The organism is Pseudomonas cedrina subsp. cedrina (assembly GCF_001983175.1).
Classification (GTDB): Bacteria; Pseudomonadota; Gammaproteobacteria; order Pseudomonadales; family Pseudomonadaceae; genus Aquipseudomonas; species Aquipseudomonas cedrina.
Genome location: NZ_MNPW01000002.1, coordinates 185,725 through 198,575, shown reverse-complemented (window position 1 = coordinate 198,575; position 12,851 = coordinate 185,725). Strand labels below are relative to the sequence as shown.

Genomic DNA, 12,851 nt, shown 5'->3' with positions numbered 1-12,851 from the left:
AGTGATCTGCGCGCACTACCCGCTTGCCAGGAGTCTGACGACATGAGGCCAGAAATCGCAGTGTTGGATATACAGGGTCAGTATCGGGTTTACACGGAGTGCTATCGCGCGGACGCTGCTGCAAAGACCATCATCTTGGTCAACGGCTCCATGGCCACCACGGCGTCCTTCGGCCAGACCGTGAAAAGCCTGCACCCGCAGTTCAATGTGGTGTTGTACGACCAGCCCTACGCTGGCCGTTCCAAAATCCATAACCGCCATGAGCAGATGCTGACAAAGGAAGTCGAAGGCCAGATCCTGCTGGAGCTCATCGACCACTTCGCCGCCGAACATGTGCTGTCCTTCTCCTGGGGCGGCGCTGCAGCCTTGGTCGCCCTCGCCCACCGCCCTCGCCGCGTGGAAAAGGCGGTGATCAGTTCGTTCTCACCGGTGATCAACGCACCGATGCGTGACTACCTTGAACGCGGCGTCGACTACCTCGGCAACCTCGACCGCGACCGCGTCGGGCACCTGGTCAACAGCACCCTCGGCAAACATCTGCCGTCGCTGTTCAAACGCTTTAATCACAAACATGTAAGCAGCCTGGCCGAGCACGAATACGGGCAGATTCGTTTTCACATCAGCCATGTGTTGAACAGCGATCGCTCGTGCTACCTCAGGGCAGCCAGGCAGATCGACATTCCGGTGTTGTTTCTCAACGGCGAATGGGACGAGTACACCAGTGCCCAGGATGCCAAGCTGTTTGGCCAGCATGTGGCGAACAGCAGCTTCAGCACCATCCAGGCCACCGGGCACTTTCTGGACATGGAGCACAAGGCGGCGTGCCGGGACAGCCGGGATGCGGTGGTGGGCTTCTTGACGGGGCAGCGGCAGATCAGTCGCTCGCGTTATCAACAGGGCCAGACGCAGCAGGCCTTTGCCCTTTGAAGCGCTATGCGCTGCTGGCGCGAGCAACCTACAGATTTTTGAAGAAAAACTTCAAATCACGGCGAACATCTGGTACAAAGTCAGCCGCTCTTAGCGGGTATAGTTTAGTGGCAAAACGAAAGCTTCCCAAGCTTTAGTTGAGGGTTCGATTCCCTCTACCCGCTCCACTTTTTGCGTTCCCCTCGTTTACCGCATCATCCCCCACGCCCTCAGCGACCAGCCCCCTCAGTAAGGGGTTTTCAGCACGTCTTGAACAAACCCCGGCCACACCCAGCATATCGATTGAGACTCCCGTCTTCCGACAATCGAAACAGAATCCTCATACCCAACGTATCGCCGATTACGCGCGCAAACGTGACGGCGATCTTGTCAAGCTGAACCCCTCACCTACCGGCCCTCGGCTCAAACGCTTTCCTATACATATAAAATATGCATAATGAAAACATTCAGGATTTAATACGACGCAGTAAAAAACAGCGCCAACCAGCGAAAGCACAGAGGCATCAGCTTGTCCGATGCAGAACTTGTTTTCTACGACGAAGCAGCGTTGAGCATGCCGGATCGCGATCATGATGAAGAGCGCTGGGTCATCATGGGCAAAGATGCCGAGGGACGGATCTTGGTGGTGGCTTATACGTACCGGGATCCAAACTTCGTACGTTTGATCAGTGCAAGGCTCGCCACCAAGAATGAACGATGCCAGTACCTGGAGGTTTGAACCATGAAAAATGAATATGACTTCAGCACCGCCAAGCGCGGCGCTATCGCGAGCAGTAAGGGCAAAACCCGTATCACGATCATGCTCGACGATGCGGTGATCAGTGCCGCTCGCTCTCGAGCGGAACAGGCTGGAACGGGCTATCAGACAGTGATCAACAATCTGTTGCGCCAAGCACTGATTTCCCAGGACGCGCACAACTTGGCGCCAGCCCCACAAAAAAAGACAAAGACGCTTCAGGTTATTAACGACGGTATCAGCGTGACCGAGGTGGAAGCACTTGAGCAGCAACTGATCGCTGTGGCTGGCGAACTGAATCGTGTGCTGGGCACGCAAAAGCCATCTCGGCAAAAGGCTAAAATCACTTGATCCAGGTTTGCGACCGGGAAAAAGAAAGCAATACTTCCAGACAGCGGGCTTTGCGAAACGCCTTTTATAGCCGCTTGTATAACGCGGGTGAATCATGAACGTGCACATGCTGACTGAATCAGCGGTAAAAGGAGAGGTTCGTGAGCTGGAGCTGCTGTCGCTGGAGGGTGGCTTCTACATCGCGCGCGTCAGGCTCGATCACGGCGTGGTGACGTTGCTGGGCGACGATGCCAAGCCGCTGCGTATCGGCTCCACCACGCATTTGCGCGCCCTGTTGCAACGGGTCCCGCCGTTTCCCTGCGTGCTGGTGCAGCAGTGCGCGCACGATGAAATGTGCGGCGTTCGAGAAGGGCCGATCGGCGCCCTGCGCATTCCGTTTACGCTGGCCTCGTCCCTTTAAGGCGCGTGGCGTTTTTTGGCTCCCCTCCCCCTTGGTATGGGCGGCCTGGGAAGGCAAGCCTGGGCACTGCGCGAAATGACTTACGCGGCGCGGTCCACGCGGTCTTGCGCCGCTTCCACCAGCATCAGCCCCAACTCGATCATTTGCTGGATGGCCAGGGCCAGGTAGCGCTGTTGGGAAGGTAGGGTTTCGGCAAACTCATTGGTCATCGCTCCGGCGCCGGCGATGGTTTCGTAGGCGTTGGCGAGCAACGCTTCGGTGTTGGCTTCGGGACGGACGCTGAACAGTTTTACGGATGGATTACATGAGTCATTACACATCTGTTGATCCTCGGTAAGGACCGCCACCCGAAGGGTTAGGGTGGCAGCTGTACGCAGGTTAGTAGACCGGGGAAATTCATCCGAAAAAACCGGCGCGCCCGAAGACGCCCTACGTACAACTACCATAAGTACAGGCATGAAAGTGCCTGACGATAAGGACAGCCGTACGCCGGATAAATTTTCAACGGGCTACTAAACCCGACCGCTGATGGGCAGCGGCAGACGAACCTTAAAGAGGTCGCCCAAGGCGCACAACTCAGACGATTCTGATCGTTGTGTAGGCAATGCCGCAAGGTTCAAAACACGCGCCAGTGGCCTTCACAACGCCTGGCCCCGTTCAGGTTCAGCGGGCTTCCAACCCGTCAGGGCGATCAGCAGGGTCAACACCTGAAAAGCAATAATCAACACCACACACCCGGCCCAGCCCCAACGCTCCCAGATCAGCGCCGGAACAATGGCACCGCAACTTCCGCCCAGGTAGTAACACGTCAGGTACACGCCCACGACACCCGCTTTGTTGTCACGGGCAGTCGCGGCGGTGAACGCGTTGGCAGCCGCTTGGGCGAGGAATACGCCGGTGGAGCTGAGGGCCAGGCCCACGACGATGCACCATAAGGATGGCACCAGCGTCAACGTCGAGCCGGAAATGCCCAGCACCGCGGCCACGCTCAGCAGCTCGGCATGGGGCCGGGCTTTGCTGATGCGACCGGCGATGGGGATCACGATCAACGCCAGCAGAAACACCATGTAAAGCGTACCCAAGGCCGCAGGCCCGAGGTTGAACGGAGGTAGTCCCAGGTACAAACCTGCGTAGGTAAAAGCTGCGACTTGGGAAAAAAGTACGCAAAAACCTACTGCATAAGCGGCCAGCAAGGGTTTGCGAAAAACTCCCGTCCAGAAATTACCCACCCGCTTCGTTCGCGCACGACTCACAGGCAGCAGGAACTGAATGAAGCCACCCACCATCAGGCTCAGCGCCGCGAGCAATTCAAAGGCTTCGCGCCAGCCCACATACTCCGTCATCACGCCCGTGACAAAGCGCCCGGCAAACCCACCCAACACCGTGCCCGCCACATACAGGCTGGTGACCTCCGTCACCGTCCCGCCGCTCCAGCGGTCGCCGATATACGCCACGCTGGTGGCGAACACCACCGGGATCAACATACCTTCGACAAACCGCCACACCAGTACTTCGGCAAAACTGTCGGCATAGGCGGTCATCAGTGCAGGCACCGCCAGCAGTAATGCCGCTGCGCTGATCACCGTGCGCTGTTCGAAACGCCCGGTCAGCCGGCTCACAAAAGGCGCAGTGATCGCCACGGCCAACGTGGTCACGGTGATGCTCCACCCCGCAGTCCTGGCGCTGACCTGAAACTGCGTGGCAAAGGTCTGGAGAATGCTCTGGGTGGCATAGAGGTTGAGAAACGCCGCGCAGCCACACAGGAACAGGGCAAGGCGGGCACAATGCAGGCGCGGTTTCATGAAACCTCTCGTTTTATTTTGTGAGGGCTTTATAGAATGGCCGGCGGGCCTAAAACCAATACCGATTTCGGACCGATTGATACCCAAGGATCAGGATGCTCGACCTACGCAAGCTGCGCTACTTTCTGACGGTCGCCGAAGAATTGCATTTCGGTCGCGCGGCCATTCGCCTGCACCTTGCCCAGCCGCCACTGACCCGGCAGATCTCGGCGCTGGAAAGCGAGCTGGGCTTCAAGCTGTTCGATCGCACCAGCCGCACGGTCACGCTCACTGCGCAAGGCCGGTCCTTCCTGCCCTATGCGCGCGGCGTCCTGGAGCAGGTGGAACTGGCGCAGGTGATCGCCGGCAAACTGGCTGCGGGCACCGCCGGGCAACTGACGTTGGGTTACGTCAGCTCGATTGCCTTGTCGGACCTGTTCAGCCAGGCGATCCAGGCGTTTGCCCAGCGCTTTCCCGATGTGCAATTGACCTTGGTGGAGTGCGCCTCCGGCAGCCTCGGCGCACAGGTGGCGGATGGGCGGCTGGATATCGGATTGAGTCGCCTGTCGCCGCAGGGTGAAGAGGTGCAAGCGCTGTCCTTGGGCGAAGAGAGGCTGGTGGCCGCCGTGTCCAGCGACAGTGCGCTGGCCTGTCAGCCAAGCGTCAACCTGGCACAGCTCAGCGCCTACCCGTTGATACTGTTTCCTGCCGACTATGGGTCTGGGCTCAACACATCCATCGAACAGCTTTACCGGCGCCACGGGCTGCCCCTGCGCCCAGGGCCAACCGGACGGCAGATCACCTCGATCATTGCGCTGGTGGCGGCTGGGCAAGGGGTGGCGTTGGTGCCGGAATGCACGCAGAGCTTGATGAACAAAGGCGTGACGTACAGGCCGTTGGTGGAGCGTGATGCGTGTGCGCAGCTGTTGGTACTGACCCGAACTGAAACACAAAGTGTTCTGGTTGATGCCTTTCTCGCCGTCATTGCGCGATCCCTACACATCCGGTAACGCCTTCGTAAAACCCCGCAATACCTCTCTGCGGCGCCATTCCTGGCCGCTCATACACTGCATTTACCGCCTATCGAACTGCTGGTCATCGACCACCGGTAGGTAGAGTGTTGATAATTTTAATCCAGTGGTTATAGTCGCCACCATCACACACCACAAGGAGGTGCTGTGGATAGCCGATATTTGATAGGTCACATCGTTGCGGACGGTTGGTACCTGGCGCGCATCAGAGGCAGTCATCACCACTTCAAGCATCCGACGAAACCGGGGCTGGTAACGATTCCTCATCCAAAGAAGGATCTGCTGGACAAGACAGCCAAGAGCATTTTGAAACAGGCTCTGTTGAGTTAACCGTCCGAGGAGGACAACAGACATGCTTTACCCGATTGCAATTTCAACCGGCGACGAAGACCACGCATGGGGCGTGGAGGTGCCGGATATTCCGGGCTGCTATTCTGCCGGCGACGATCTGGACGACGCCATGGCGATGGCCCGCGAAGCCATCGAGGGGCATTTCGAGCTTCTCGCGGAAGACGGTGCGCCGATTCCCAGCGCGCAAAAGGTCACCTTGCATGCCGCCAACCCCCAATACGCAGGCTGCACGTGGGCCGTGGTGGACATCGATGTCACCAAGTACCTGGGCAAGGCGCAGAAGCTCAATATCACGCTGCCTGGGTACCTGCTCAATCGCATCGATGAATATGTATTGCACCACCCCGAAGAAAAAAGCCGCTCGGGTTTCCTTGCGTCGGCGGCGCTCAAGGTGTTGCAGCAGGAGGGGTGATCAGTCAGGTTGAACTTGACCGCAAGAAACGTAGTTTGCAGATCAGCCTACCGCTCCAGACTTCAACCGCACCCACCCTCAGGAGCCCGCCGTGCCCTATGAATACAAACTCATGCCCTCCCCTGTCGGCCAACTTACCCTGGTCGCGCGCAATGACAAACTCGGCGCCATCCTGTGGGAAACAGAGCGCGCCAACCGTGTGCGCCTGGGTGAATTGCGCGAGGCCAATGGCAACCCGGTGCTAGTGGAAACCGAACGCCAGTTGCAAGAGTATTTTGCCGGAAGCCGCAACCGTTTCGAGCTGGAACTGGACTTCACCGGCACCGCGTTCCAGAAACAAGTCTGGCAAGCGTTGCTGACGATTCCCTTTGGCGAAACCCGCAGCTACAGCCAGATTGCCCGACAGATCGGCAACCCGACTGCGGTACGCGCAGTGGGCGCAGCTAATGGGCGCAACCCAATCTCGATCATTGCGCCGTGTCACCGAGTCATCGGCGCATCGGGTGGGCTGACGGGGTTCGCCGGGGGCCTGGCAGCCAAGCAGTATCTGCTGGCGCTCGAAGGCTTCGGTCAGGCCGAACTGGCCTTTTAAGGCGGTAGGCGATGTAGAGCGCTGTCGTGGGGGTAAATGTAAAAAGAAATTTCAAAGAGTCCCTGCGGTCCATTATTTCATCACCCCTTCAAGAGGAAAAACGGTCATGAAATTCTCCGCAGTCTCCCAATCCCTGTCCCGCTGGGCCGGCAGCCCACGCACGTTCTACGCGGCGGTGGCGTTGATCCTTGCGTGGAGCTTGAGCGGGCCTTATTTCCACTACAACGATACCTGGCAATTGATCATCAACACCTCGACTACCATCATCACCTTTCTGATGGTCTTCCTGATCCAGAATACGCAGAACCGCGACAATGACATCCTGCACATCAAGATCGACGAGCTATTGCGGGTGTCCAAGGATGCGCAAAATGCCGTGCTCAGCCTGGATGGCCTGGACCGCAAGGAACTGGAAAAACTGCGCCAGGAATACCGCGCCATCGGCAAAGCCGGCACTGTGAACCTCAACAGCAGTTGTGGGCCTGCCGCAGACGATGCCGCGCCGACTAAAACCGATTTGAACCAGGCATAAAAAAACGGCGGTTGGAGCTGATCCAACCGCCGTTTTTCATTTCGATACAGTGTTAACCGTCGCCTTGATGACCTTTGCCGTAGGTCGAGGCCAATGCGCGGGCTTTCTGAAGACGCTCTTCCAACTTCGGAAGCGTCTCGTCCACCAGGGCCTTTATTTCCGGCACACTCGACGCGGCGCCTTCCTGCTTGAACAGGGCGATGGCGTCTTCGTTTTCCTTCACCTGCTGCGCGGTGTAGGCCGCGTCAAAGGAGTCGCCGTCCTTGAGTTCGGGCATCAGGGTTTCGGCTTTATCGACGATCTTCTCCCGCGGTGCCACGGGCAGGTCGAGCTTCTTGGCGATGGCTGCCAGATGCTGGTTGGCCAGGGTCCGCTCGTTGATCACCTCGATGGTGTAGTCCTTGATCTCCTGGGACGAGGTTTTGGCGTGGGCCATGCGACTGGTTTCAATATCGGCCATGCCTTTGGCCGAAGCCTGCTCGATGAATTCAGCGGGCGACTGGGCGAAAGCACTGCTGGCGCCGAGGCCCAGCAGCATCGCGAAACTGGCGGTGCGTAACCGGATAGCCATGCGGCTCATGATGGGTTCCTCCAGGCTGAAAATAAGGGCGGGAGAGCACACCCCGCCCTCAATTGGAATTTTCAGGGCGGTAAAGGTTTAGAAAAAACTTGTTAGTACGACGAGCGGTCGTCTTCAAGCCCTCCCTGCACCCGCCCGATCAACCACTGCAACCCCGCATCTCCACCCCGCCGCGCATGCCAGGCCAGTTCGAACGCAAATGATGGAATGTGAAACGGCGGCGGTACCGCCATCAATTGCCTGTGATCGATATTGAGCAAACCTCGGGACGAGACGGTGAGGATCAGGTCGGTACCCTGAATCAACTGCGGCGCCACGCTCCAATGCGGCAGGCTGACCGCCACATGCCGCCGCTCACGAATCGCCGTCAACGCCCGCTCGATTTCCGGTGTGCCGCTGCCGCGCATTTCCAGCAATACATGAGGGCGTGACAGGTAAGTCGGCAGGTCCAGCGTGCCACTTGCCGGCAGGCTGTTGCGGTCCACCAGGCAGGTGTAGTGCTCTTCGAACAATGGCGTCGTGCGCAATTCGGCGGGCAGGTCGGGGAAGACACCCGCCGCCAGGTCGAGGTCGCCATTGAGCACCCCATCCACCATGCCTTCACGGCTGGCCTGGATGATTTGCAGATCGATACCCGGCGCTTCACTGCGCAAAGTACGCACAAGGTCGGGTAGGAAAATCGCCGCACTGTAGTCAGACATCGCCACACGAAATTTACGCTTGGCTGAAGCAGGGTCAAAGCGATTCGGCGCCAGCAGGGCCTGCACCTGAGCCAGGGCTTCAGCCAGTGGCGTGGCCAACTCAAGTGCGCGAGCGGTCGGCACCAGGCTACCGCCCTGGCGCACCAGCAGCGGATCGCCAAGCAGGTCACGCAAACGCGCCAGGGCGTGGCTGACCGCCGGCTGGCTCAGGTACAGGCGCTCGGCGGCGCGAGTGACGTGTTGTTCGCTGAGCAAGGCGTCGAGGATCACCAGCAAGTTAAGGTCGATGCGACGCAGATCATTCATCGGCTGCATGCCCGGCATAATAATTTGGAATTTAAATTTGCACGACGAATAGCCTAGAGTCCAGCAAAACCTCTGGGAGATCTGACATGACGACGTTGCATTGGGTAGGTTTGCTGGCGCTGGCGGCCCTCGCCGGGGCGGTGGTTCCGTTTCAGAGCGCGATCAACGCTAACCTCGGGCGCGGGCTCGGCCATCCGTTATGGGCCACCCTGGCTTCGCTGCTGGTGAGCATCATCGTATTGCTGCCGGTGATCCTGGCGCTGCGCTTGCCGTTGCCGAGCCTGGCGTTTATCACCCAGGCACCGCTGTGGATGTGGGCGGGGGGCGCGTTTGGCGTGTGCTTTATTTCTCTGGCGTTAATGTTGCTGCCAAAGCTGGGCGCATCGGGATTTATCGCCCTGGCCATGGCCGGGCAGATCCTGGCGTCGCTGGTGCTGGATCACTTCGGCCTGTTCGGACTGGCTGAGCGCCAACTCACAACGCCCCGGGTGCTGGGGGCGTTGTTGTTGATCGGCGGGGTGGTGTTGATTCAGTTCAGCGCCACGCCCGCCCGCGCATTGGCAACCGCTGGCTGATCAGCCCTTGTCCAGAGTGCGCAGCTTCTGCGGCAACCCCCACAGCAGGAGCGCCGCGGCCAGCAGCGCGCACACACCGATCACGTACAGCGCCGGCGTGGTGCTGCCGGTGAGGTCCCTGATCCGCCCCACCATCACCGGGCTGACAATGCCACCAAATTGACCGAGGGTATTGATCACCGCAATACCGCCGGCCGCGCCTGCCCCCGCGCCGGCCAACAACTTGGGTGGCAGGGTCCAGAAGGTCGGGATAGAGGCAATGATGCCGGCGCCCAACATGCCCAATGCGATGATCAGGAAGGTGGTGTGGTCGGCAAAGATCCCGGCGCTGAAGAACCCCAGCGCGCCGAGCACCACCAGACCGCAGACAAACTTGCGACGCTCACCGGTAGCGTCCGACAGCCGCCCGATCACGACCATCGTGATCGCGCCGCACACGTAAGGAATCGCCGTGAGCAAGCCAATCATCACCGGGCTCTGGGTGCCGGCGCTGCGGATCAGTTGCGGCGCCCAGAAATTGAGCCCGTACGACGCCACCTGGATCAGGAAGTAGATAAAGCCAAGCATCAGGAAGCCAGGAATGCGGATCGCCGATAACAGCGAGCCACCATGCTGGTTCGGCTCATGCTTGGCGATACGGCTCGCCAACAAGGTCTTCTCCGCCGGGCTCAGCCACTGGGCGTCTTCAATGCGATCCTTGAGCAACGTCAACACCAGAAAGCCCAGGCCAACGCACGGCAAGCCGCCGAGCAGGAACAGCCAGTGCCAGCCACGCATCTGCAGCACGCCGTCGAGATGCTCAAGCACCAACCCCGAAAACGGCGCGCCCACCAGCCCGGCAAAAGCCGACGCGAGGAACAGCATCGACGTGATCCGCCCACGGAAGTGTTGCGGGAACCACAACGTCAGGTAATACAACACGCCGGGCGCGAAACCCGCTTCCATCGCACCGATGATGAAACGCAGCACATAAAACTGCCATTCCGCCGTGACAAACACCATGGCCGCCGTCGCCAGGCCCCACGACATCATGATCCGCGCGATCCAGCGCCGGGCGCCGACCTTGTAGAGCATCATGTTGCTCGGCACTTCGAAGATGACATAGCCCACCACAAACAACCCGGCACCCAGGCCATAGGCGGTATCGCTCAGGCTCAGGTCCGCTTGCAGCTGGAACTTGGCGAAGCTGATGTTGATCCGGTCAAAAAACGCAAACAGGTAGCACACCATGATCAGCGGCATCAGGCGCCAGGCGACCTTGCTGACCAGGGCTTTTTCGGCAGTGATCTCAGCAGCCGGGCGCATGCCGGCCTCCAACGTATTAGTGCTCATGGTTTCTCTCCAGCGGACTGCTCACAGGGCGTCCGATTGTTTTTGTTGTCTGGCAGGGCGTTACAGCGTGGCGATAGAACCTGCTATGTGGCCCGGTGGTGGGTGCAGGTCACAATTGCGCCCGGCCTTGGCCACCTGGCCCGGCAGTTCATGACCCAGCAGGGCCGGCAAGCGGCGGGACATTTGCAGCAAGTGCGGCAGGTCGATACCGGTGTGGATGCCAACTTCGTCACACAAGTTGACCAAATCCTCGGTGCAGATATTGCCCGACGCCCCTGGCGCAAACGGGCAGCCGCCCAAGCCGCCAAGCGCCGCGTCAAACCGGCGGGCCCCGGCTTCGTAAGCGGCCAGCACATTGCACAACCCGAGGCCGCGGGTATTGTGGAAATGCAGGGTCAGGTCACTGGCGGATACGCGCTCCAGCACACGCTTGACCAGGCGCTCCACCTGACGCGGATTGGCCATGCCCGTGGTGTCGGCCAGGCTGATGCCCTGGATGCCAAGTTGCTGATACGCCTCGACAATGTGCAGCACACGGTCTTCATCGATCTTGCCTTCGAACGGGCAACCGAACGTGGTGGCGATGCTGCCGTTGAGGCGCACCGGATGGTCGGCGGCGAAGCGTGTGATATCGGCGAACGCGGCCAACGAGGCCTCGCAGCGCATGCGCATATTGGCCAGGTTATGCGTCTGGCTGGCGGACATCACCAGGTTCAACTCATCGGCGCGGGACTCGATGGCACGCTGCGCGCCCTTGAGGTTGGGGATCAACGCCACATAGATCACACCGGCTTTGCGCTCAATGCCATGGAACACCTGCTCGCCATCGCGCAACGCCGGGATGGCCTTGGGCGATACAAATGAACCGGCTTCGATCCGCGAAAAACCCGCCAGGGAAAGCTGGTCGATCAAGGCAATCTTGTCAGCCGTTTCGACCCAGGTCGGCTCGATTTGCAGGCCGTCGCGCGGGGACACTTCCTGCACGATCAGCGGGTCGCCATAGTCGGTGATCATTGCACCACTCCCGAGGTTTTCAGGCGTTGAATATCGGCAGCCGTCAGGCCAAGGTCGCCAAGGATGTCATCCGTGTGCTGGCCCAGGCTCGGGCCCTGCCAGTTCACACCGCCGGGGGTGTCCGAGAGTTTGGGCACAATGCCGGGCATCTTCACCGACACGCCGCCGGGCAACTGGGCATTAAGCAACATATCGCGCGCCTGGTAATGCGGGTCGCTGACGATATCGGCCACCGAGTAGATACGCCCGGCCGGCACTTGCGCCGCTTCCAGGGCACTGAGCACCTGATCGATGGGCAAGCTGCTGGTCCAGTGGGTAATGGCGGCATCGAGCAAACCGCTTTGGGCGGCGCGGCCATCGTTGTGGGCGAATTCGGGGGCGTCGGCCAGGTCGACACGGCCGATGGCGGTCATCAGGCGTTTGTAGATCGGGTCGCTGTTGCCGGCGATCACCACGTAGGCGCCGTCGGCGGTCAGGTAGGTATTGGACGGTGCAATGCCGGGCAAGGCGCCGCCGCTGCGTTCACGCACATGGCCGAGCATGTCGTATTCCGGCACCAGGCTTTCCATCAGGTTGAACACGCTTTCGGCCAGCGACACATCCACAATCTGCCCATCACCCTGACCAGTCTTGACGCGCAACAATGACATCAACGCGCCGATCACGCCGTGCAGCGAAGCGAGCGAATCACCCAGGCTCACGCCGACCCGCGCCGGCGGCGAATCCGGGTGGCCGGTGGTGTAGCGAATGCCGCCCATGGCCTCGCCGATGGCACCGAAGCCCGGACGGTCGCGATACGGGCCGGTCTGGCCGTAGCCCGAGATGCGCACCAGGGTCAGCTTGGGGTTGAGCGCGTGCAACACGTCCCAGCCCAGGCCGAGTTTTTCCAGGCCGCCGGGGCGCAGGTTTTCGATGAGCACATCGGCGTCACTCAGCAGTTGCTTGACCAGCTCCAGGCCTTCAGGCGACTTCAGGTCCAGCGCCAGCGACTTCTTGTTGCGCGACTGCAGGTACCACCACAACGACGTGCCTTCGTGCAGCTTTCGCCATTTGCGAAGCGGATCGCCCTGCCCCATGGCTTCGATCTTGATCACCTCGGCGCCGAAGTCGGCCATCAGCCGGGCGGCGAACGGCGCGGCAATCAGCGTGCCGATCTCGATCACCTTGATACCGCTCAGGGGAGCCGTCATGGGGTGTACCTCTTATTCTTGGAATGTACGGCCAAGGCTA

At 60.0% G+C, this 12,851-nt stretch carries 16 protein-coding genes, 1 tRNA gene and 1 pseudogene; 11 read left to right on the top strand and 7 right to left on the bottom strand.

What is annotated here, in order from left to right; all coding sequences use genetic code 11:
* Window positions 1-42: 42 nt before the first annotated feature.
* The 5 genes and pseudogenes from BLL36_RS03990 (at window position 43) to BLL36_RS03970 (ending at window position 2,414) form a co-directional block, all read left to right on the top strand.
* Entirely contained in the window at window positions 43-927 is an 885-nt protein-coding gene (locus tag BLL36_RS03990; RefSeq protein ID WP_076950184.1) for an alpha/beta fold hydrolase, read from the top strand.
* 93 nt (window positions 928-1,020) lie between these two features.
* A tRNA-Gly gene (locus BLL36_RS03985) sits at window positions 1,021-1,094 on the top strand.
* Between the two features lie 269 nt (window positions 1,095-1,363).
* Window positions 1,364-1,645 (top strand): annotated as a pseudogene (locus tag BLL36_RS03980) (BrnT family toxin).
* Between the two features lie 3 nt (window positions 1,646-1,648).
* Window positions 1,649-2,014, top strand: a complete 366-nt coding sequence (locus tag BLL36_RS03975) for a BrnA antitoxin family protein (protein WP_076950182.1) — start codon at window positions 1,649-1,651, stop codon at window positions 2,012-2,014.
* Window positions 2,015-2,108: 94 nt separating this feature from the next.
* Complete coding sequence (locus BLL36_RS03970) at window positions 2,109-2,414, top strand: DUF6482 family protein (RefSeq protein ID WP_076950181.1); 306 nt, start codon at window positions 2,109-2,111, stop codon at window positions 2,412-2,414.
* Between the two features lie 80 nt (window positions 2,415-2,494).
* Here the strand turns inward: BLL36_RS03970 and BLL36_RS03965 are convergent, their stop codons facing one another.
* Both BLL36_RS03965 and BLL36_RS03960 read right to left on the bottom strand, forming a co-directional pair.
* Window positions 2,495-2,734, bottom strand: coding sequence for a DUF6124 family protein (locus BLL36_RS03965; RefSeq protein WP_076950179.1), 240 nt, complete (start codon window positions 2,732-2,734; stop codon window positions 2,495-2,497).
* A gap of 318 nt (window positions 2,735-3,052) precedes the next feature.
* Complete coding sequence (locus BLL36_RS03960; RefSeq protein WP_076950178.1) at window positions 3,053-4,216, bottom strand: MFS transporter; 1,164 nt, start codon at window positions 4,214-4,216, stop codon at window positions 3,053-3,055.
* Window positions 4,217-4,311: 95 nt separating this feature from the next.
* Here BLL36_RS03960 and BLL36_RS03955 point away from each other — a divergent pair, with 95 nt between their 5' ends.
* From BLL36_RS03955 to BLL36_RS03935, 5 genes are all read left to right on the top strand, one after another.
* Window positions 4,312-5,205 carry a LysR family transcriptional regulator gene (locus BLL36_RS03955; protein WP_076950177.1) on the top strand — a complete coding sequence of 298 codons (894 nt, stop codon included), beginning with the start codon at window positions 4,312-4,314 and terminating at the stop codon, window positions 5,203-5,205.
* A 168-nt stretch (window positions 5,206-5,373) separates the two neighbouring features.
* Window positions 5,374-5,556, top strand: coding sequence for a type II toxin-antitoxin system HicA family toxin (locus BLL36_RS03950; protein ID WP_012722731.1), 183 nt, complete (start codon window positions 5,374-5,376; stop codon window positions 5,554-5,556).
* Between the two features lie 22 nt (window positions 5,557-5,578).
* Window positions 5,579-5,989: a type II toxin-antitoxin system HicB family antitoxin gene (locus BLL36_RS03945; protein ID WP_076950176.1), complete on the top strand. Its 411-nt coding sequence runs from the start codon at window positions 5,579-5,581 to the stop codon at window positions 5,987-5,989.
* 91 nt (window positions 5,990-6,080) lie between these two features.
* Window positions 6,081-6,581 carry a methylated-DNA--[protein]-cysteine S-methyltransferase gene (locus tag BLL36_RS03940; protein ID WP_076950174.1) on the top strand — a complete coding sequence of 167 codons (501 nt, stop codon included), beginning with the start codon at window positions 6,081-6,083 and terminating at the stop codon, window positions 6,579-6,581.
* Between the two features lie 106 nt (window positions 6,582-6,687).
* Window positions 6,688-7,113 (top strand): low affinity iron permease family protein, encoded by a 426-nt coding sequence (locus BLL36_RS03935; RefSeq protein ID WP_076950173.1) that lies wholly within the window; start codon window positions 6,688-6,690, stop codon window positions 7,111-7,113.
* A 52-nt stretch (window positions 7,114-7,165) separates the two neighbouring features.
* On the opposite strand, the gene BLL36_RS03930 is transcribed toward BLL36_RS03935, so the two are convergent.
* Together BLL36_RS03930 and BLL36_RS03925 are read right to left on the bottom strand one after the other, a co-directional pair.
* On the bottom strand, window positions 7,166-7,693 hold the full coding sequence (locus tag BLL36_RS03930; RefSeq protein WP_076950172.1) for a DUF4142 domain-containing protein: 528 nt from the start codon (window positions 7,691-7,693) through the stop codon (window positions 7,166-7,168).
* Window positions 7,694-7,785: 92 nt separating this feature from the next.
* Window positions 7,786-8,709: a LysR family transcriptional regulator gene (locus BLL36_RS03925; RefSeq protein ID WP_394329470.1), complete on the bottom strand. Its 924-nt coding sequence runs from the start codon at window positions 8,707-8,709 to the stop codon at window positions 7,786-7,788.
* A 77-nt stretch (window positions 8,710-8,786) separates the two neighbouring features.
* On the opposite strand from BLL36_RS03925, the gene BLL36_RS03920 reads away from it, so the two are divergent.
* Window positions 8,787-9,275, top strand: coding sequence for a DMT family transporter (locus BLL36_RS03920; protein ID WP_076950169.1), 489 nt, complete (start codon window positions 8,787-8,789; stop codon window positions 9,273-9,275).
* Here BLL36_RS03920 and BLL36_RS03915 read toward each other — a convergent pair whose 3' ends face one another.
* From BLL36_RS03915 to BLL36_RS03905, 3 genes are read right to left on the bottom strand one after another with little or no spacing between them, the layout of a single operon-like run.
* Entirely contained in the window at window positions 9,276-10,607 is a 1,332-nt protein-coding gene (locus BLL36_RS03915) for an MFS transporter (protein WP_076950168.1), read from the bottom strand. It abuts the gene before it with no gap.
* Between the two features lie 60 nt (window positions 10,608-10,667).
* The gene (locus BLL36_RS03910; RefSeq protein WP_076950166.1) at window positions 10,668-11,621 is read right to left on the bottom strand and encodes a hydroxymethylglutaryl-CoA lyase; all 954 of its coding nucleotides are present in this window, start codon (window positions 11,619-11,621) and stop codon (window positions 10,668-10,670) included.
* Window positions 11,618-12,811: a CaiB/BaiF CoA transferase family protein gene (locus tag BLL36_RS03905; protein WP_076950165.1), complete on the bottom strand. Its 1,194-nt coding sequence runs from the start codon at window positions 12,809-12,811 to the stop codon at window positions 11,618-11,620. Before BLL36_RS03905 ends, BLL36_RS03910 begins: the two co-directional genes overlap by 4 nt.
* Between the last annotated feature and the right edge of the window lie 40 nt (window positions 12,812-12,851).

Coding starts and splice junctions, on each gene's coding strand:
- BLL36_RS03965 (WP_076950179.1), bottom strand. CDS start 2,734: ATGTGTAATGACTCATGTAATCCATCCGTAAAACTGTTCAGCGTCCGT.
- BLL36_RS03955 (WP_076950177.1), top strand. CDS start 4,312: ATGCTCGACCTACGCAAGCTGCGCTACTTTCTGACGGTCGCCGAAGAA.
- BLL36_RS03915 (WP_076950168.1), bottom strand. CDS start 10,607: ATGAGCACTAATACGTTGGAGGCCGGCATGCGCCCGGCTGCTGAGATC.
- BLL36_RS03935 (WP_076950173.1), top strand. CDS start 6,688: ATGAAATTCTCCGCAGTCTCCCAATCCCTGTCCCGCTGGGCCGGCAGC.
- BLL36_RS03910 (WP_076950166.1), bottom strand. CDS start 11,621: ATGATCACCGACTATGGCGACCCGCTGATCGTGCAGGAAGTGTCCCCG.
- BLL36_RS03930 (WP_076950172.1), bottom strand. CDS start 7,693: ATGAGCCGCATGGCTATCCGGTTACGCACCGCCAGTTTCGCGATGCTG.
- BLL36_RS03970 (WP_076950181.1), top strand. CDS start 2,109: ATGAACGTGCACATGCTGACTGAATCAGCGGTAAAAGGAGAGGTTCGT.
- BLL36_RS03920 (WP_076950169.1), top strand. CDS start 8,787: ATGACGACGTTGCATTGGGTAGGTTTGCTGGCGCTGGCGGCCCTCGCC.
- BLL36_RS03905 (WP_076950165.1), bottom strand. CDS start 12,811: ATGACGGCTCCCCTGAGCGGTATCAAGGTGATCGAGATCGGCACGCTG.
- BLL36_RS03975 (WP_076950182.1), top strand. CDS start 1,649: ATGAAAAATGAATATGACTTCAGCACCGCCAAGCGCGGCGCTATCGCG.
- BLL36_RS03960 (WP_076950178.1), bottom strand. CDS start 4,216: ATGAAACCGCGCCTGCATTGTGCCCGCCTTGCCCTGTTCCTGTGTGGC.
- BLL36_RS03990 (WP_076950184.1), top strand. CDS start 43: ATGAGGCCAGAAATCGCAGTGTTGGATATACAGGGTCAGTATCGGGTT.
- BLL36_RS03945 (WP_076950176.1), top strand. CDS start 5,579: ATGCTTTACCCGATTGCAATTTCAACCGGCGACGAAGACCACGCATGG.
- BLL36_RS03925 (WP_394329470.1), bottom strand. CDS start 8,709: ATGCAGCCGATGAATGATCTGCGTCGCATCGACCTTAACTTGCTGGTG.